Annotated in this window: 13 protein-coding genes; 2 read left to right on the top strand and 11 right to left on the bottom strand. The window is 44.7% G+C overall.

What is annotated here, in order from left to right:
• Positions 1 to 30: 30 nt before the first annotated feature.
• Both GTK07_RS11300 and purL read right to left on the bottom strand, forming a co-directional pair.
• Positions 31 to 1,800 (bottom strand): AMP-dependent synthetase/ligase, encoded by a 1,770-nt coding sequence (locus GTK07_RS11300; protein ID WP_163635351.1) that lies wholly within the window; start codon positions 1,798 to 1,800, stop codon positions 31 to 33.
• Positions 1,801 to 1,927: 127 nt separating this feature from the next.
• Positions 1,928 to 5,593, bottom strand: a complete 3,666-nt coding sequence (gene purL / locus GTK07_RS11305) for a phosphoribosylformylglycinamidine synthase (protein ID WP_163635352.1) — start codon at positions 5,591 to 5,593, stop codon at positions 1,928 to 1,930.
• 247 nt (positions 5,594 to 5,840) lie between these two features.
• On the opposite strand from purL, the gene GTK07_RS11310 reads away from it, so the two are divergent.
• Positions 5,841 to 7,433 (top strand): zinc-binding metallopeptidase family protein, encoded by a 1,593-nt coding sequence (locus tag GTK07_RS11310; protein ID WP_163635353.1) that lies wholly within the window; start codon positions 5,841 to 5,843, stop codon positions 7,431 to 7,433.
• A 237-nt stretch (positions 7,434 to 7,670) separates the two neighbouring features.
• On the opposite strand, the gene GTK07_RS11315 is transcribed toward GTK07_RS11310, so the two are convergent.
• The 3 genes from GTK07_RS11315 to GTK07_RS11325 all read right to left on the bottom strand — a co-directional run bounded on the left by GTK07_RS11315 (position 7,671) and on the right by GTK07_RS11325 (position 10,813).
• Positions 7,671 to 8,573, bottom strand: coding sequence for a helix-turn-helix domain-containing protein (locus tag GTK07_RS11315; RefSeq protein ID WP_163635354.1), 903 nt, complete (start codon positions 8,571 to 8,573; stop codon positions 7,671 to 7,673).
• 60 nt (positions 8,574 to 8,633) lie between these two features.
• Positions 8,634 to 9,476 carry an SDR family NAD(P)-dependent oxidoreductase gene (locus tag GTK07_RS11320; protein WP_163635355.1) on the bottom strand — a complete coding sequence of 281 codons (843 nt, stop codon included), beginning with the start codon at positions 9,474 to 9,476 and terminating at the stop codon, positions 8,634 to 8,636.
• Positions 9,477 to 9,601: 125 nt separating this feature from the next.
• On the bottom strand, positions 9,602 to 10,813 hold the full coding sequence (locus GTK07_RS11325) for an RsmB/NOP family class I SAM-dependent RNA methyltransferase (protein WP_163635356.1): 1,212 nt from the start codon (positions 10,811 to 10,813) through the stop codon (positions 9,602 to 9,604).
• A 59-nt stretch (positions 10,814 to 10,872) separates the two neighbouring features.
• Here GTK07_RS11325 and GTK07_RS11330 point away from each other — a divergent pair, with 59 nt between their 5' ends.
• Positions 10,873 to 11,904, top strand: a complete 1,032-nt coding sequence (locus tag GTK07_RS11330; protein WP_163635357.1) for a WD40/YVTN/BNR-like repeat-containing protein — start codon at positions 10,873 to 10,875, stop codon at positions 11,902 to 11,904.
• A gap of 59 nt (positions 11,905 to 11,963) precedes the next feature.
• Here the strand turns inward: GTK07_RS11330 and GTK07_RS11335 are convergent, their stop codons facing one another.
• The 6 genes from GTK07_RS11335 to GTK07_RS11360 form a co-directional block, all read right to left on the bottom strand.
• Positions 11,964 to 12,317 (bottom strand): DUF6515 family protein, encoded by a 354-nt coding sequence (locus GTK07_RS11335; protein WP_163635358.1) that lies wholly within the window; start codon positions 12,315 to 12,317, stop codon positions 11,964 to 11,966.
• 111 nt (positions 12,318 to 12,428) lie between these two features.
• Positions 12,429 to 12,869, bottom strand: a complete 441-nt coding sequence (locus tag GTK07_RS11340; RefSeq protein ID WP_163635359.1) for a hypothetical protein — start codon at positions 12,867 to 12,869, stop codon at positions 12,429 to 12,431.
• Entirely contained in the window at positions 12,862 to 13,395 is a 534-nt protein-coding gene (locus GTK07_RS11345) for a hypothetical protein (RefSeq protein WP_163635360.1), read from the bottom strand. The genes GTK07_RS11340 and GTK07_RS11345 overlap by 8 nt, the downstream gene beginning before the upstream one ends.
• A 33-nt stretch (positions 13,396 to 13,428) precedes the next feature.
• Positions 13,429 to 13,971, bottom strand: a complete 543-nt coding sequence (locus GTK07_RS11350) for an RNA polymerase sigma factor (RefSeq protein ID WP_163635567.1) — start codon at positions 13,969 to 13,971, stop codon at positions 13,429 to 13,431.
• 450 nt (positions 13,972 to 14,421) lie between these two features.
• A complete protein-coding gene (locus tag GTK07_RS11355) occupies positions 14,422 to 16,248 on the bottom strand; it encodes an ABC transporter ATP-binding protein (protein WP_163635361.1) in 1,827 nt (608 codons plus the stop codon).
• Positions 16,249 to 16,252: 4 nt separating this feature from the next.
• Positions 16,253 to 17,959, bottom strand: a complete 1,707-nt coding sequence (locus GTK07_RS11360) for a phospho-sugar mutase (RefSeq protein ID WP_163635362.1) — start codon at positions 17,957 to 17,959, stop codon at positions 16,253 to 16,255.
• Positions 17,960 to 17,974 lie beyond the last annotated feature (15 nt).

Below are 17,974 nucleotides of genomic sequence, written 5' to 3' on the forward strand. Positions count from 1 at the left end.
GGTTATTGTTAATTGCCAATTGGTTATTGTTCAATGTCCATAGATGTCATTGTAAAGCGCAATATATTTTTCCTTGATGGGTTTCCTCCTCAATTTCATGGTAGGGGTAAGGTGTCCGCCATCCACACTCCAAACATCGGGGGTCAATCGGAATTGTTTGACTTTTTCCCATTTGGCAAATTCTTCGTTGGCCAAGTCCACTTCGTCCTGGAATCGGGCTATTACTTTTTCGTTTTTGACCAACTCGGCATTGCTTCCAAGGTCGATACCATGTCTTTTGGCCCATTCCCGTACAAATTCAAAATTGGGCTGGATGAATGCTGCCGGCATTTTTTCACCTTCGCCAATGACCATGATCTGCTCAATGAAACGGGATTGCTTAAATCGGTTCTCCAAAATCTGCGGAGCTACATATTTTCCACCTGAGGTCTTGAACATTTCCTTTTTACGGTCGGTAATCTTCAAAAATCCTTCAGCATCCACTTCACCGATATCCCCGGTATGGAAATAATCGCCAGTCATCACTTCGGCGGTTTTCTCGGGATCTTTGTAATACCCCATCATCACGTTGGGGCCTTTGCATAGAATTTCGCCATCCTCTGCAATCTTTACCTCAACGCCATCAATAATCCTACCTACTGTACCGATTTTCCAACCTTTGTTGCGTTGGTCGTTCACAGCAATTACTGGTGAAGTTTCCGTTAAACCATACCCTTCCATCACGGGCATGCCGGCTGCCCCGAATACCCGTGCGAGCCTGGTCTGCAATGCGGCACTACCGGAAACCATAATTTCCAAGTTACCGCCCAGACCTTCCTTCCATTTGCTAAAGATGAGTTTGCGGGCCAAGGCCAATTTCTTTTCGTACCACCAACCGTTGGCTTCATAAGGTTCAAACTTAAGGCCTTCTTCAACGGCCCAGAAAAACAGTTTCTTTTTAATGCCTGGCTGGGCGGCACCTTTGCTGATAATGGCATCGTAGACCTTTTCCAACAAACGGGGTACCACCGTCATTACATGTGGTTTGACTTCTTTAACATTATCACTGATCTTGTCAAGACCTTCGGCAAAATAGATTTCCACACCACAATATTGGTATAGGTAGAGAATCATCCGTTCAAAAATGTGACAGACAGGCAAGAAGCTCAAGGCAGTAGCCCCCGATTCAAACGGCACTCTTTTTTCACTGGAGATGACGTTGGAAACGATATTATCGTGTGATAGCATGACCCCTTTTGGCCTTCCCGTAGTTCCCGAAGTATAGATCAAGGTGGCCAGATCCATGGGACTGACCGACTCTTTCAATTTTTCAACCTCCTCTTGGTTGGACATATCGGCACCCATATCCAATACGGTTTTCCAATTTTTGCAATTGGAAAGTTCGTCAAAGGAATACACCTCTTCAAGATTCTTGAGATTGGAACTGACGGTCAAGACTTTTTCCAGCACCTCGGCGCAGGAAACAAAACAATATTTCGCCTCGGAATGGTTCAAAATATATTCGTAATCGTCTTCCGAAATGGTTGGGTAAATAGGAACGGTCTGTGCAGCAATCTGTAAAACACCGATATCCATGATGTTCCACTCCGTGCGATTGGTCATGGAAATGATGGCAATCTTGTCATTGGGTTTCACCCCCATGCGCAACAAAGCCCTGCTTATGGCATTGGCCTTGTCCAAATATTCCTGTGTGGAGGTCGCTACCCATTTGCCATTATATTTGGTAACCAATGACTTTTCTAGGGGGCGTTTTTCAAGTTGGTAATAGGGAAAATCAAATAATCGGGTAACAGATTGCATAGTAAGTTTTATGTAAAGCGATTGCAAATTAGCAAATCGGAGCTTAACAAAGAAAACGATTTAACAATTACCAAGGTGAATTTTTGAAAATTCCCTAAATAATTCACAATATCGAATCCCTAAATTACTAATCATCCAAGGCTGCTAACCATTCCCGTGCATTCACAAAGGCCTGTAACCAAGGTGAAACCGCGTCCTGTCTATCCTTTGGATAATGGGCCCAGTTCCACGGGAAGGTTGATCGCTCAATATGGGGCATGGTCACCAAATGCCTACCCGTTTTATCACACAGCATTGCGGTGTTGTAATCGCTTCCATTTGGATTGGCTGGATAGCCTTCGTATCCGTATTTGGCCACAATGTGATATTGGTCTTCATTGTGTGGCAAACTGAATTTCCCTTCTCCATGACTGATCCAAACCCCTAAGGTGGTGCCAGCCATATTGGACAGCATCACGGAGTTGTTTTCTTGGATCTTTACCGAAGTAAAATTGCTTTCGTGTTTGTGTGACTCGTTATACGTCATTCTGCCATGAGTCTCATGTTCTGGGTTGATAAGATCCAACTCCATGAACAACTGGCAGCCGTTACAAATACCCACGGAAAGGGTGTCGGGTCTTGCGAAGAAATCCTTTAAGGCCTTGTTGGCTTTTTCATTATATTTGAAAGCACCTGCCCAACCTTTGGCACTGCCCAAAACATCTGAGTTGGAAAAGCCTCCCACGGCACCGATAAATTGGATATCCTCCAACGTTTCCCTACCTGTGATGAGGTCGGTCATGTGCACGTCTTTCACATCAAAACCGGCCAAATACATAGCGTTGGCCATTTCGCGTTCCGAGTTGCTTCCTTTTTCACGAAGGATGGCAGCCTTGGGTCGATTTGAGGAGGGAACTTTGGGCAATACACCTGTAAAGTTTTCAGGGAAAGCATACATTAATGGTTGTTCCTTGTAGTGGTCATAACGGTCCTTGGCCAAACCATTGGCAGTCTGCTTACTGTCCAATAAATAAGACGTTTTGAACCAGGTATCCCGAAGCGATTCGATGTTCAGGCCGATTTCCACACCATTGTTCTTGATATGCAGAATGTTACCAGTGGAAACACTTCCAATTTTGTTGAATGCGATGCCATTTTCAGCCAAAACTTTTTCGATAGAACTGTCCTTGGACTGAAGTACAACCCCAATGTTTTCCGAGAACAATAGTTTGATGATGTCCGATTCGCCGATGGGAGTCAAATCCAGTTCGGCGCTAAGGTCGTTATCGGCAAAACACATTTCCAACAAAGTGGTGATCAAACCTCCAGAACCAATATCATGTCCGGCTAAAATCTGTCCATCCTTGATCAATTGTTGAAGTGTATTGAAAACCGTTTTCACATAAGCGGCATCCAAAACGGATGGAGCTTCATCCCCAATACTGTTTAAGACCTGGGCAAAGGACGATCCACCCAATTTATGGTTGTCCTTGGACAAATTGATGTAATAAATGTCCCCACCATTTTTTTGCAGTACTGGCTCCACAATTTTGGTGATGTCATCACAATGCGCTGCCGCAGAAATGATTACAGTTCCAGGGGAAAGCACTTCACCGTCCTTGTATTTTTGCTTCATGGAAAGGGAATCCTTTCCGGTAGGCACGTTGATGCCCAGTTCGATTACAAAATCAGAAAGGGATTTTACCGCTTCGTACAAACGCGCATCCTCTCCTTTATTGCGGCAGGGCCACATCCAGTTGGCGGAAAGGGAAACTGATTTCAAACTATCTTGTAAAGGGGCCCAAACCATATTGGTCAAGGATTCCGCCACACTATTTCTACTTCCTGCAACAGGGTCGATCAATGCGGAAACGGGGGAGTGCCCAATACTGGTCGCAATCCCTTCCTTGCCTTTAAAATCTAGAGCCATCACCCCAACGTTGTTCAATGGCAGTTGAAGTGGTCCGGCACATTGTTGTTTGGCCACTCTACCACCTACACATCGGTCCACTTTGTTGGTCAGCCAATCCTTACAGGCTACGGCCTCCAATTGCAGTACTTGCTCCAAATAATCGTGGAAATGTTCCAGCGAATAGGAAAGGGGAGGATAGGTTTGTTTCACTTTGGTATCTTCCATGATGGTCTTGGGAGAGCTTCCGAACATGTCGGAAAGTTCCAAGTTCATGGGGGTTTCACCTGTAGTACCGGAGGTAAAGGTAAATGTATGGTCCCCAGTAACGGTTCCCACTTGATACATGGGCGAACGCTCACGGGCCGCCACACGATCTAGCAAATCAATATCTTTTTCGCCGATTACCAATCCCATACGTTCCTGGGATTCGTTGCCGATCAATTCTTTTTTGGATAGGGTAGGATCTCCGATGGGAAGTTTGTCCGTATCGATTTTACCCCCGGTTTCTTCCACCAATTCAGACAAGCAGTTCAAATGTCCACCTGCACCATGATCGTGAATGGAAACGATGGGATTGTCATGACTTTCCACCAAGCCACGGATGGCATTGGAAGCCCTTTTTTGCATTTCGGGGTTGGAACGTTGTACGGCATTCAACTCGATGGCAGAACTGAATTCGCCCGTATCGGCACTGGATACAGCCGCTCCGCCCATCCCGATGCGATAATTGTCACCACCCAGAATGACTATTCTGTCTCCCGTTTTCGGGGTGTCCTTTAAGGCTTGTTCGGTTTTACCGTACCCGATACCACCAGCCATCATAATGACCTTATCGAAGCCTAATTTACGGGCCTCTTCCTGATGTTCAAAGGTTAAAACAGATCCTGCGATCAACGGTTGTCCAAATTTATTTCCGAAGTCGGAAGCACCGTTGGACGCCTTGATCAAAATATCCATTGGGGTTTGATACAACCATTCCCTTTCGGCCATTCCTTTTTCCCACGGACGGTTTGCGTCCAAGCGGGAGTAGGAGGTCATATACACCGCGGTTCCCGCCAAGGGCAAAGAGCCTTTTCCTCCTGCCAAGCGATCGCGGATTTCACCTCCGGAACCTGTGGCGGCACCATTGAAGGGCTCTACCGTGGTGGGAAAGTTGTGGGTCTCCGCTTTTAGGGAAAGCACGGAATTGAATTCCTTTTCCTCATAAAAGTCAGGTTTATCGGCGCTTTTGGGAGCAAATTGGATTGCTTTGGGCCCTTTGATGAAGGCCACGTTATCCTTGTAAGCCGAAACAATATCGTTGGGATTGGCTTCAGACGTTTTTTTGATCAATTTGAATAGGGAAGAAGGCATTTCTTCGCCATCGATGACAAAAGTCCCGTTGAAAATTTTGTGTCGGCAATGCTCCGAGTTCACCTGACTGAAGCCGAACACTTCGGAATCCGTCAACTTACGGCCGAGTTTTTTGGCCAATCCTTCTAGGTAATCCACTTCCTCCTCACTCAAGGCCAAGCCTTCCTTTTGGTTGTAGGCAGCGATGTCCTCGATCTCCAAAATGGGTTCGGGTACAATGTTGATGGTGAAAATATCCTGTCCCAGACCCTTGTATTTTTGGGAGAGCATGGGGTCGTAATCTGTAAAGTCCTCGGATACAGCATAGTATTCCTCAATTCGAATGATACCCGAAATACCCATATTCTGTGTGATCTCGGTGGCGTTGGTACTCCAGGGCGTGACCATGGCGGCACGGGGGCCAACAAAAAAGGCGTCAAGTGACGCCGCTTCTATCTTGGGTTGGTTGCCGAACAACCATGTCAGTTTACTGTTGTCTTCCTGAGCAATTTCCTGTGTGGTTTGGACGGCAAAAACCTTGGTAGCCTTGTCCCCAAAAAAATGGATCATACGAGTGGTGCGTTGAGCGGTTTAAGAAAGTGCAAATTTACGATTTTGGAGTGGAAAATGACATAATGCATTTTGGAATTGTTAACTATGGATGTTGATTATTTCCTATGGAAAACAAATCTTGAATTTTTCATGGAATAAATTGATTCCTTGGCAAAAGTGTCCTGTCATCCGAACCAAAAATGATAAACTATTGAAGGGTTTCACTATCTTAGAAGCATTGTAACTAACTCAAATAACCAACCTTATGAAAAATGCCAAGATCCTGTTGTCCGGGATACTGATCCTGAGCAGTGTCACCTTTGCATCCGCTCAAAAAAAATACTCCAAAAAACAGATTGAAAAGCTAAAAAGCGAAGCCGCTGCCATTGTGGAGGCCCATAAAAAACAGTCCCAAGTGATGGTGGACAAGGTTTTCAGCTTTGCCGAACTTGGTTTTCAAGAAGAAGAAAGCTCCAAATACCTTACGGGTATTTTGGAAAGTAACGGTTTTACCATCGAACATTCCATTTCAGGGATTCCTACTGCTTGGTTCGCCACGTGGAGCAATGGGGATGGCCCCGTCATCGCCCTAGGTAGTGATGTGGATTGTATTCCCAAAGCCTCCCAATATCCAGGAGTGGCCTATCATAAGCCGATTGTGGATGGCGCACCCGGACACGGAGAAGGGCACAATGCCGGTAACCCGTTGAACATTACTTCTGCCTTGGCCGTAAAGGAAATCATGGAGCGCGAAAACATCGGGGGCACCTTGATCCTGTGGCCTGGTATTGCCGAAGAATTGGTGGCCGCCAAAGCTTGGTACGTTCGTGATGGCCTATTTGACAAAATTGATATGTGCATCTTTACCCACGTGGGCAATAACTTGGGAGTTTCATGGGGACCAACCAGTGGTACAGGGCTTATTTCCGTGGAATACCTTTTTGAAGGGGAAGCGGCCCACTCCGCAGGGGCACCTTGGAGAGGTCGTAGCGCCTTGGATGCCGCTGAACTCATGAACATCGGATGGAACTACAAAAGGGAGCACTTGCACCCTTTAAAACGTTCCCACTCCATTTTCACGGATGCCGGGGATCAACCCAACGTAGTGCCTTCAAAAGCTGCCATTTGGTTCTATTTTAGGGATGTCAGCTATGAAGGTATCATGGAAATGTATGCCCAGGCCAATGAGATTGCCAAGGGTGCTGCCTTAATGACCAGTACTACCATGACTTCCCGTGTTTTGGGTACTGCTTGGCCACGCCACTACAACAAAGTGATTGCCGAGACCATGTACGAAAACATTAAAGATGTGGGACTTCCCACATGGACCACGGCCGATCAGGAATTGGCCAAGGCCGTTCAGACTGAAGTGAAGGCTAAAAAGATCGAAGGATTGCCCACGGAATTGTCCGAATTGGGATTACCCGTTTTGGAGCCTATCAGTGGTGGTTCCGATGATATTGGTGATATTTCTTGGAAAGTACCTACCGTGACCATGCGTTTTCCTTCCAACATTCCAGGATTGCCAGGCCACCACTGGGCCAATGCCATTGCCATGGCCACTCCCATTGCGCACAAAGGGGTGACTGCAGGCGCCAAGGCTGAGGCCATGACCATTTTGGATTTCTTGTTGCAACCAGAACTGTTGACCCAGGCTTGGGATTATTTCAACAACGAACAGACCAAGGAGACCAAATACCAGCCTATGATCGCAGCTGATGACATGCCTCCCATCTATTTGAACAAGGATAAACAGGATACGTTCCGACCTGCATTGGAGAAGTTTTACTACGATGAGACCAAATACGATACCTATTTGGAGCAATTGGGAGTGGAGTATCCTACTGTGAAGAAATAGTTTTGATATTGTTCATTTTGTCTTGATACAAAACGAACCAAAAAATCAAGAAGATTTCTAGGAAATTTTTGTCATTTAGACAAAATCGTTCCAGTCCAATGCTTCATGCTCTTTTTCGCCTTGCGAAACGCATTTCCGCTGGACTGTCCACTATTTCTTGGAAATCTTCGGGTTGTCAGTTCGAGCGGAGTCGAGAACCTTTAAACTGATATCTCGACTCGGCTTGACATGACCGTTTCAATTGAATGATGCCCTAAAAGCCAAGGGTGATTGCTTGGTCTTACTTTTGAACAACTTACTGAATGATTGGGAGTGCTCGAATCCTAGCGTATATGCAATCTCGCTGACCGAAAGTTGGGTGGTCGATAATTTTTCCTTGGCTTTCTCTATCAGTTTTTCATGTATGTGCTGCTGGGTACTTTGTCCCGTCAGAACTTTGAGCAAACTGCTCAGGTAATTGGAGGAAACGTTCAGGGCGTCCGCTACGAATTGGACGGTAGGTATTCCTTTGTTGATGGCTTCTTCTCCGTTGAAATAGGTGTCGAGGATATCCTCCAACCGAACCAAAACCTCGTGGTTGTTGATTTTTCTCGTAAGAAACTGTCTTTGATAATATCGTTCGGCATAATTGAGCAATAATTCCAGTTGGGCAATGATGATGTTCTGACTGAATTTGTCGATGTTGGACCGATATTCTTGCTGGATGTGCAACAAAATTTCAATCATGGTCTTTTCTTCCTTTTCTGAGAGAAATAAGGCTTCATTGATGGCGTAACCAAAGAACTCATAGCTTTTGATGGTCTTGGCCAAAGGGGTATTCCACAGAAAATCAGGGTGGATGAGCAATAACCAACCCGAAGGTTTCCGTTCTCTTGGAAGCATCTCAAACTGTAGCACTTGTCTTGGACCGATGAAACTCAACAAGCCTTCATCAAAATCGTATTGCTGTTGTCCGTATCTAACCTTGGCCTGTATATCCCGTTTCAAACCAATGGAATAGAAATTTTGCATCCAAGTAATTTGATTTTCAATGGTCTGGTAATCCACTTGGCCATAATCGACCAAGCTTATCAAAGGATGTTCCGGTTTGGGGAGCGCACAAAATTTGTGGAACTCGCTCAAGGTGTTGAAAGTATGCATAAGCTTTTTTGATGGATGAGGGGCAAGGTTTTGCACCCTGCCCCATGTTCAAATTACTCATTAATTTTTAAAGTCCGTGGAATGACTCAATGCTTTGTTGGCCTCCAAGGCTGATTCCAGGGTTTTCAATTTTTGTTGTGCCATGCCATAGGCATCGCTACCCAAGAACAAATGTAGGGTGGGGTCATCACTTTCGGCTACCTTTATGAGCACCTCTGCTGCTTTTTCGGGATCTCCGAGTTGGTTGCCGGCTATCTCCTCTTTGTGCAAGCGTTCTGATTCACGGGCTTGGGCATATATATCCATGCGGTTTTTGGCCAATTTTAGGGAATCATCGGATAAGAACTCCGTGCGGAAATATCCTGGGTATACCAAAGTGGTGTGAATCCCGAACGGGCTGGCTTCCACAGACAAGGCCTCGGTTAAACCAACAACGGCAAACTTTGTGGCGCAATAGACTCCAAAGCCAGGAAAATTACCCACAACACCCGCAACGGATGCAATATTGAAAATATGTCCCGATTGTTGTGCCCTTAATTGCGGCATGGACTTACGGATGACGTTCAACAGACCAAATACATTCACGTCAAAATTTTGTCGCGCTTCCGTATCTGAAATTTCCTCCAATGTTCCATTTTGGCCGTATCCGGCATTATTGACGACCACATCGATTCGACCAAAAGTGTTCACCACTTCCGAAATGGCGGATTCCACACTTTCCTCGTTCATCAAATCTACTTGCAGGGGGAGGAAATCTTCATGCTTTCCCACGGCATTTTCCAAAGCGTTTAAATTTCTGGAAGTAGCCGCTACCCGGTATCCGCGGTTTAACAATGTTTTTACCAATGTTAGTCCCAATCCTTTAGAGGCTCCGGTGACCAACCATACTTTTTTTGTGTCCATTTTCTAGAATTTTTATTGTTATGAATTGACACAGCAAAGTTGCCCTAGAAGGAATGCAAGGATGTAGCCTAATCTACGGTTGTTGTAGCCGAAATTTTAGTTGGGTGTTAAAAGCTCCTGAAGAATTAATTCTTTTTCAAAAGTGCCATATAAAAACCGTCAAAACCACTTTGGGAAGCATAAACGTTTTGCTCCCGGACCAACTCAAATTCTTTCCCAGCTTCAGAGGCCAAGAATTTTTTGACTTGTTCGGTATTTTCCTGTGGAAGGATGGAACAGGTGGCATAGACCATTTGCCCGCCTTTTTTTAGCATTTTGCTATAGTTTTGGAGAATATCCTGTTGCACATCCATGATTCGGTCGATAAACTCCGGTTCCAATTTCCATTTGGAGTCAGGGTTTCTTTTGATGACCCCCAATCCGGAGCAAGGCGCATCAAGAAGGAGTCTGTCTGCACTGTTATGGAGTTTTTTGATGACTTTATTGGAATCGATGACACGGGTTTCCACGTTGTGAACGCCATTACGGCGAGCCCTGATTTTCAGCTTTTTCAGTTTGCTTTCATAAATGTCAAGGGCAATGAGTTGGCCTTTGTTCTGCATCATGGAAGCCAAATGCAAGGTTTTTCCACCTGCACCGGCGCAGGCATCAATGACACGCTGACCTGGTTCCACCTCTAAATACGGGGCCACCAATTGTGAGGAGGCATCCTGTACTTCAAAAAGTCCGTCCTTAAAGGCTTCTGTGGTGAACACATTTTTCCGTTCCTTCAGTTTTAAAGCGTCTGGATAGCCTTTTAAGGGTTCTGTTTCAATCTCTTCTTTTGCCAAAAAGGATTGCAACTGGGGTTTTGGAATTTTTAATGTGTTGGTTCGAAGGATGACTTCTGCTTGTTGGTTGAGTGCTGCAATTTCCTTGGTCCAAAGCTCGTTGCCCAAGGATTTTTCTCCCAGTTCATCCATCCAATCGGGAACAGATTCCCTAAACTTTCTGATTTTGGAAAGCTCGTCAAACCGCCCCTTGATGCGTCGTTCAGGAGTCCCATCCAATTGTTTCCAATCGGGAAGCCTTATGCCGCGCAATACACACCAAACCCCAAACAATCGGAACAAATGGGGGCGGGTATAGGGTTTGTGGGCCTCGGCTATTTCGGTATACAACCGTTTCCAACGAACAATGTCATAGGTGGTTTCGGCAATAAAGGCGCGGTCCCTAGCACCCCAACGTTTGTCATACTTCAATACTTTTTCAATGACCTTATCGGCATATTCCCCTTCATTGAAGATCAAGTGCAGGGCATCAATTACGGCAAATACCAAGTTTCTGTGTAGACGCATGACATAAAATAAGGTTGCAAAGGTACCATTTCTCCTTACTTTTGGGGAAAATAAATGTAATGAGGTTATCCATTGTACTCCTGACGCTCTTGGTTTTGGCGTCCTGTTCCACTGAAAAAAAACAACAACCCTTTCAAACCGTATCTGTAACGCCAGTTTTTCAAGACTCGGTGAGCATACGGGCCATTACATTTTTGGATGGGCAAACCTTGGCCTTTGCAGGAAGTGGGGGCGTTTACGGCACCGTGGATGTGAACAGCCACAAAGTACGGTCCAACATTCAGACCTATGATTCACTGACCCCAAGTTTTAGGGCAGTGGGGAAAACCTCCAAGGACTTTTTCATGCTTTCCATTGAAAGTCCCGCTTTGCTATACAAAACCGGGGGGAATGGTAAAATGGAAGCGGTTTATAAGGAAGATGGAGAAGGAGTTTTTTATGATGCCATGACCTTTTGGAACGACACCGAAGGCATTGCGGTAGGTGATACGGTGGATGGTTGTCTATCCATCATCCTTACCAAAGATGGGGGACAAACTTGGACCAAAATCCCCTGTTCCGAGTTGCCGGAAGGGGTTGAAGGGGAGGGTGCCTTTGCAGCCAGCAACAGCAATATAGCCGTTGCGGGAAGTCAAGTTTGGATTGGTACCACCGAAGGGCGGATCTATCATTCATCGGACAAGGGGGCTACTTGGGATATTCAACAAACCCCAATCATTCATGAAGAGCCCACCCAAGGCATCTATTCCATGGATTTTTATGATGAAAACCTTGGCTTTGCCATTGGTGGGGATTACACTTCGCCCGAATCCAACCAAAAGAACAAGATCATTACCATGGACGGTGGAAAAACATGGAACCTGATTGCAGATGGCAAGGAACCGGATTATAAAAGCTGTGTGCAGTTTGTGCCCAATTCCGAAGGGAAGGGATTGGTGGCTATAGGATTCACAGGTATTTCGTATTCTGGCGATGGCGGGGAGAATTGGAAAGAACTTAGTGAGGAGTCCTTTTTCACCCTTCGCTTTTTGAACGACTCCATTGCCTATGCTGCAGGTAGAAACCGTATTGCCAAACTCGTATTCAAATAAAAGGAGCGGCGATAACATCGCCACTCCAGAATCAATAACCAACCAAAAAACAATTAAAACTATACGGTGACGACCACATATTGTCGCCCTGTTCTCTTATACCAAACACCTCTGTATTTGTAGAGTCTACGGCCGTTTACATACACCACTTTGCTTCCTCTGGGCAACGTGTTCACGATCACTCCCCGTGGTGCGGCGCAGACTACATATTTTCTTCCCCTGGGTTTGTACCATACACCATCGGCATAGTAAAAGTTGTTGCTGTTATGCACCACAATTGTGGGACTTGTAACGGTGGTGACCACGGTTCCATATTTTGGATAAACCTTCACCACGGTTCTTCTTTGTGCTTGGGCGGCCAAGATTGTTCCCAAAAAGGCCACGATAACCAAAAGTGTCTTCATGCGTTTCATAATGCGGATTTTTATGGTTTCTGTATCTAAGACTTTGGAATCGTAAAAAGGTTTAATAAAAAAAGAGCCAAATCGGCTCTTCTCTTGTTTTTTGTTGACTTTTTATGCGGTTTATCCCCCACCTCTACGATTTCGATAGGTTTGTAGTAGTTGCTTTTTGAAGTCTTCCTCAGCCTTGATAAGTAGCAACACTTTTTTTGCAGGGATTACTTTCCGGATATTGGCCATAAATTGCTGTTCGGCATTGTGCCGTTCATTTTGAAGGGAGAGCATATTGTCCAAAAGCTCCTCCGAATCTTCGTCGGATAGCTCATGGGCCATGGAAATTTTGGATTGTAGTTCGGCACGTTCCCGTCGCCGGATGTTTTCCAATACATCTTCATGCTCGTTGTATACGGGCCAGAATTGCTGCGCCTCCTTGCTGGTCAAACCCACCTTTTCCGTAATAAAGGCCACTTTAAGCGTTTTGATACGATCCCTTACCGGTCCTTGGGCCTGCATCCAAAAGGTGCCGATCAAAAATGCGATCAGTATGGGTGTTTTTTTACTCATGATCTATGTATTCTATGTTTAGGTCCCTAAGGTCGTCAACATTCTCATCAAGATATTCCAGAATGACTTCGCCGCTGAGGTCCTCTTCCAAAATATCGTTCAATTGAACGTTTTCAAAGGAGACCATTTCGGCCAGTTCATAGGAACTCATATCAATGTTATTGTTGTCAAAATAGGCATCAATTTCGGTATTCGCCAAATCATCAAAGGTAACAGGTGAAGTCTCTGACTTCCAATTGAATCCGAAGATCAAAAGGAAAACCGCTGCCACAGCGGCTGCCCCATAGTATACTTTCCTGTAAGGCTTGAGTTGGATTACCTTACCCTTTTCTTCAATGGTTCTGGACAATATTTTAGGGACAACAGCATCAAAATAGCCTTCGGGTGTACCAAAGCCATCCGTTTTGGGAATGATGGAACCTGTTTCACCAGCCGCTTCTTGTTGGATGCGGTCCATCAAACGTTTGTTGAAGCTTTCGAAGTAGCCTTCCGGGGTGTTGAAACTATTTTTTTTGTCCTTTTTCATGATATGGTTTTGACATCAATTTTTGCCAAAGGTTTAATCTGCTTTAAGATACACTTCAATTTTCTTTACTGCCAAATGATAGGAGGCTTTTAAGGCCCCCACAGAGGTTTCCAGTATTTCGGAAATGTCCTCGTATTTCATTTCTTGGAAATACTTCATGGTAAATACCAATTTCTGTTTATCGGGCAGTTGAGCCAGTGCCTGCTGTAATTTTAACTGGATTTCATCCCCTTCAAAATATACATCTGCCTCTAGGTTCTTCACCAGTCTATCTTTAAGTTCTTGATCCCCGATTCCCATTTTTTTTGATTTTTGCTTCAAAAAAGTCAAGGATTCATTGGTTGCAATGCGGTACATCCAAGAGTATAACTTGCTGTCGCCCTTAAATCCATCTATGTTTTTATACACCTTGATAAAGGTGTTCTGCAATACATCATCGGCATCGTCATGATCCAATACAATCCTCCTGATGTGCCAATAGAGACGTTCTTTGTAAGTGTTCACCAACACCTCAAAGGCCTTTGCCTGGCTATTTTTGTCCTTAAGTTCTTGTACTAAGGTTTCCTCAGCGATCAATGGTCCATACAATTTGATGCTTTGACTAAGGTACGGGGAAAAGGTTTAATGCTACAATGGACAATTATCAATGACCAATATGCAATAATCAATTGTCAGGATTGTCATTCTAAGCAAAGCGAAGAATCTCTGCTGACAGGTTTTGTTTTAGATACTTCACAGTGTTCAGCATGACATTTTGGAGCTAAATTATTCCATTGTCATTCTGAGCAAAGCGAAGAATCCCAAAAGTTTGGTTTGCATTGAGATGCTTCACGGTGTTGAGCATGACATTTTAGGGCTAGATTATTCCATTGTCATTCTGAGCGAAGGGAAGAATCCCTTAGAATCATAATATGCATTAGATGCTTCGCGATGCTCAGCATGACAAATGACACATAAAAATTTCTAATGGTCATTCTGAACGTAGTGAAGAATCTTATGACTCTAGGTTCCTGACTCTTTGACCGATCAAATACTAAAAGACTGCATATCCACCAGTTTTTTGTAGTTGTTCTGTGCTTTCATGAGTTCGTCGTGGGTGCCTTGTTCCACAATTTTTCCTTTGCTCATGACCACAATGGTATCCGCATTTTGGATGGTGGAAAGGCGGTGGGCGATCACGATCGAGGTGCGGTTCTGCATCATTTTCTCCAATGCATCCTGCACCAATCGTTCACTTTCAGTGTCGAGTGCCGAGGTGGCCTCGTCCAAGATCATGATAGGTGGGTTTTTAAGCACGGCCCTGGCGATGGAAAGGCGTTGTTTTTGACCCCCACTTAATTTGCCACCACCATCGCCAATATTGGTATCATAGCCATGGGGCAGTTCCATGATGAAGTCGTGCGCATTTGCAACCTTGGCGGCTGCCACAATTTCTTCCATGGTGGCATTTTCCTTGCCCAAGGCGATATTGTTTTTTACCGAATCATTGAAGAGGATCGAATCCTGTGTCACCAGTCCCATCAATCCGCGTAAGGATTTTTTGGTGATGTCCTTGATATTGGTTCCATCAATCAAAATCTCCCCTTTGTTCACATCATAGAATCGGGTGACCAAATTGGCCACGGTACTCTTACCGCTTCCTGATTGCCCCACCAACGCAACGGTCTTGCCTTTTTCAACCTTTAGGTTGAAGTCTTTCAACACGTAATCGTTTTCATATTTAAAACTAACGTTGCTCAACTCGATGCCTGTGTTGAAATCCAATTTCTCGGTTGCACCGTCTTTGTCCTTGATCGGGTTTTCCGTTTCCAATATTTCCAAGACCCGTTCCGCGGCGGAGTTTCCTTTTTTCACCCCGTAAGAAGCCTTGCTAATAGCCTTGGCAGGGGTTAGGATATTGAAAGCAAGTCCCATATAGGTGATGAAAGAGGCGGGGTCTAGATCATTTTCAATAAGTACCATATGTCCCCCGTACCAAAGTAGCACGCCAAAAACTACAATTCCAAGGAATTCACTAATAGGCGAAGAGAGGTTTTGTCGGTTCAATAATGAATTGGAAAACTTAAAAAAACGATCTGTAGATTTTTTAAAAGTGTTGTAGAATTTTGATTCTGCATTGAAGGCCTTGATAACCCGAAGGCCACCCAAGGTTTCTTCCACAATGGACAAAAACTCGCCTTGTTCCTTTTGAACCTTGTCAGATTTTCGTTTCAAGGATTTGCCAATTCGGGAAATCAACATCCCTGCGACGGGAATAAAAATGAAAACAAAAATGGTCAGCTTAACGCTGATCAAAAACATTACGATAATGGTAAACAAGATGGTAAGAGGTTCCCGTACGATCAGTTCCAAAACAGACAGGAACGAATGTTGTATTTCCAACACATCCGATGTGATCCGGGCAATAACATCGCCTTTTCGTTTTTCGGAAAAATAGGAAATGGGAAGGTCCACGATTTTCTCATACATCTTGTTGCGGATGTCCTTGAGCACCCCATTACGCAAGAATGTGATATAGTACATGGCCATATAATTGAATACATTCTTTAAAAGGAACAATGCCAAAATCAACCCGATGGCCAGTAATAGTCCTTTCATGGGATCATCACCAGAAAGCTGGGTTACCTTATAGCTCATGTAATCGGTAAAATACTCTTTTAATTTTCCTATTCCTTGATATGAAGGCGCATTGGTTACACTTTTTGTTTTGTCAAAAAGCACATTCAACATAGGAATTAATGCAGCGTAGGACAACGCACTGAACAGTGCATATAAAATATTGAAGAAAACATTCAAATACCCAAATTTGCGGTAGGGACCTGCAAACCGGAGAATTTTTTTAAAGTAGTTCATTCACCTACAAATTCAGTTCGGATAGGATACCATCAATTTTGGTTTCCAGCTGCGAATTTACGGAATAATAATCGGCGGCCTTGTCCAATTTTGCATTTGTGCTGATGTAGAACTTCACCTTGGGTTCGGTGCCACTGGGTCGTGCCGCAATGCGGGTGCCATCCTCGGTCTCGTAGATCAATACATTGGATTTTGGAATATTGATCGGTTTTTCTTCCCCTGTCTGTACATTTTTGGCGGTGGAAGTGTTGTAGTCCTCTATCCAGAGCAATTTGGAGCCTTGGACAACCTTCACAGGATTTTCCTTGAAATCCTTGAGCATTTGTTTGATTTCCTCGGCACCGCTCATGCCCTTTTTGGTTAGGGAAATCAGTTTTTCCTTGTAAAAACCGAATTGCACATAGGCATCGATCAGATCTTTGTAAAAAGAACTGCCATTGGCCTTGGCATTGGAGGCAATTTCACATGCCAACAGGGTAGAGGTGACCGCATCCTTATCACGTACAAAATCACCGACCATATAACCGAAACTTTCTTCCCCACCGCCAATAAAGGTTGAGTTGGGGAAATCCTTGATCATTTTACCGATCCATTTGAATCCGGTCAGTGCCGTTTTGAACTCCACGCCATAGGCTTTGGCCATCTGTTCCATCATAGGGGTGGAAACTATGGTGGTGGCAATAAATTCATTGCCTTTGAATCCCTTTGCCTTATACTGGTCCAACAGGAACTTGGTCATCAAGACCATGGTCTGGTTGCCGTTGAGCAATTCCATTTTACCTTCCAGGTTGCGCACGGCAATGCCCAATCGGTCACTGTCGGGGTCGGTGCCCACAACCATGTCCGCCCCAATTTCCTCCGCTTTTTTGATGGCCATTTTTAGGGCTTCAGGTTCTTCGGGGTTAGGGGATTCTACCGTTGGGAAATCACCGTTCGGAACGGCCTGCTCTTCTATGATGGTGACATTTTTATACCCCGCACGTTTTAACACTTCCGGAATGGCGGTAATGGACGTTCCGTGCAAGGAGGTAAAAACGATCTTGAAATCATCCTTTCCTTTTGCATTGAAATTCCCATTCTTCACCGATGCTTCAAAAAACACTTCGTCCACCTCCTTATCGATCAAATGGATCAAGGCTTCATTTTTGTTGAAATTGATATCCTCAAATGACAAGGCATTGATTTCCGCTATAATCTCCCCATCCTGAGGGGGAACGATCTGGCCTCCATCGGCCCAATACACCTTGTAACCATTGTATTCGGGTGGATTGTGCGATGCGGTCAAAACGATACCGGCATGGCAGCCCAAATGCCTCACCGCAAAGGAAAGTTCCGGTGTGGTGCGCAAATCGGAAAACAGGTAAACATGTATTCCGTTGGCAGAAAAGACTTCCGCAACGGTCCTTGCCAATGTTTTGGAATTGTGCCTGCAATCGTAGGCGATCACTACTTTAAAATTACTGTCCGTGTACGACTTTTTAAGATAATTGCTCAATCCCTGGGTGTTTTTCCCCAAGGTGTATTTGTTGATCCTATTGGTGCCCACACCCATGACCCCGCGCATACCTCCGGTGCCGAATTCCAAATCCTTGTAAAAACGTTCCTTGAGTTCTTCGGGATCGTTTTTCATTAAATGTTGGATTTCTTTTTTTGTTGCGTCGTCAAAAAAATCGGTCAACCAAGATTGTGCGGTGGCGGTAATGGAATCCATAGTGTTTTATGCTTG

Origin of the sequence: Flagellimonas sediminis (assembly GCF_010500845.1) — a bacterium.
Lineage (GTDB): Bacteria > Bacteroidota > Bacteroidia > Flavobacteriales > Flavobacteriaceae > Flagellimonas > Flagellimonas sediminis.

What these genes read in the sequence shown, in the direction of transcription:
- GTK07_RS11300 (WP_163635351.1), bottom strand. Translation starts at nt 1,800, where the DNA reads ATGCAATCTGTTACCCGATTATTTGATTTTCCCTATTACCAACTTGAA.
- purL (WP_163635352.1), bottom strand. Translation starts at nt 5,593, where the DNA reads ATGATCCATTTTTTTGGGGACAAGGCTACCAAGGTTTTTGCCGTCCAA.
- GTK07_RS11310 (WP_163635353.1), top strand. Translation starts at nt 5,841, where the DNA reads ATGAAAAATGCCAAGATCCTGTTGTCCGGGATACTGATCCTGAGCAGT.
- GTK07_RS11315 (WP_163635354.1), bottom strand. Translation starts at nt 8,573, where the DNA reads ATGCATACTTTCAACACCTTGAGCGAGTTCCACAAATTTTGTGCGCTC.
- GTK07_RS11320 (WP_163635355.1), bottom strand. Translation starts at nt 9,476, where the DNA reads ATGGACACAAAAAAAGTATGGTTGGTCACCGGAGCCTCTAAAGGATTG.
- GTK07_RS11325 (WP_163635356.1), bottom strand. Translation starts at nt 10,813, where the DNA reads ATGCGTCTACACAGAAACTTGGTATTTGCCGTAATTGATGCCCTGCAC.
- GTK07_RS11330 (WP_163635357.1), top strand. Translation starts at nt 10,873, where the DNA reads ATGAGGTTATCCATTGTACTCCTGACGCTCTTGGTTTTGGCGTCCTGT.
- GTK07_RS11335 (WP_163635358.1), bottom strand. Translation starts at nt 12,317, where the DNA reads ATGAAACGCATGAAGACACTTTTGGTTATCGTGGCCTTTTTGGGAACA.
- GTK07_RS11340 (WP_163635359.1), bottom strand. Translation starts at nt 12,869, where the DNA reads ATGAGTAAAAAAACACCCATACTGATCGCATTTTTGATCGGCACCTTT.
- GTK07_RS11345 (WP_163635360.1), bottom strand. Translation starts at nt 13,395, where the DNA reads ATGAAAAAGGACAAAAAAAATAGTTTCAACACCCCGGAAGGCTACTTC.
- GTK07_RS11355 (WP_163635361.1), bottom strand. Translation starts at nt 16,248, where the DNA reads ATGAACTACTTTAAAAAAATTCTCCGGTTTGCAGGTCCCTACCGCAAA.
- GTK07_RS11360 (WP_163635362.1), bottom strand. Translation starts at nt 17,959, where the DNA reads ATGGATTCCATTACCGCCACCGCACAATCTTGGTTGACCGATTTTTTT.